The 928-nt window shown below is 28.0% G+C and carries 1 pseudogene; it reads right to left on the bottom strand.

The features are described from left to right. Nucleotides 1-408: 408 nt before the first annotated feature. A pseudogene (locus HMPREF2647_RS05500) lies at nt 409-928 on the bottom strand (replication protein); the annotation flags it as partial.

The raw sequence follows: 928 nt of genomic DNA, 5'->3' as shown, positions 1-928 counted from the left end.
AAATAAATTTAAAAAGAAGTAGTTTATGATGCCTACAAATCATGGTGTTTTGTTTGAAGAAGATAAGAGATAAGTTATTGAAAATAGTATCAATTAAAAAGAAGAAAATACTGATAGTAGTAACAACGAATAATAAGCGTTTATAAAAAATGGGACTAAATCTTTTCAGTTTTAGTCCTTTGTACTTAATTACATTTCCTTTTTAGATTTAATTACTTGCCATTGAAGATAAAGTTGGAGCGCAGTTAAAACAACATTAATTAATGCCAAAGTAACTTTAATCTTTTTCTTATTACTCATAAGTGATTCTCCTTTCTTTTATAGCAGCGTGCTATGTTGTGAAATCGGGACATGTGCTGATATTGTTTTGTTTTCTCCACCCTTACCTTGTTGGCAGATTAAGTTGAATTATTGATTAAATAAAGAAGTGATTGGTAAATTGTCACGACGTTTATTTAACGTATGCATTTCTTCGAATTCAGATTTGAGAGATTTCATTAAGTAGCCTTGCATGGCTTCAACGGTTTCATTTTTTTGAATTAATGTAGCTTTAAAACGTTTAAGGACATTAACAATTTCAAGTTCCATATCTTCTAATAAATAATATGCATCGATAGAATTGTTGAAGGATGTTTTGGCTTTTAATAATACAGATTTGATAATTTTAATTTCGGCTACCTCAAAAAACCTTAGATAGTTTTGAATATTTTGAGGTAATTCTTCAAGTAGTTGAAATTTTAAAGCTTCATTATTAAAGTTTAGATTTTTGTGACTTGAATGATTTGTGTGATTACTAGAATTTGTTATTTTTTTATCATTCAAATCATCCGTATCATTATTCTTAGTCTTAATATAATCAGTCTTAATATAATCAGTATCATTAGGGTCTAAAATTTGGGATTCTGGAGTCCCAAATTTCGGGATTCTG

The sequence above is a fragment of the Staphylococcus sp. HMSC035D11 genome, from assembly GCF_001836075.1.
GTDB lineage: Bacteria > Bacillota > Bacilli > Staphylococcales > Staphylococcaceae > Staphylococcus > Staphylococcus hominis.
This window is presented reverse-complemented; position numbering and strand designations above follow the sequence as displayed.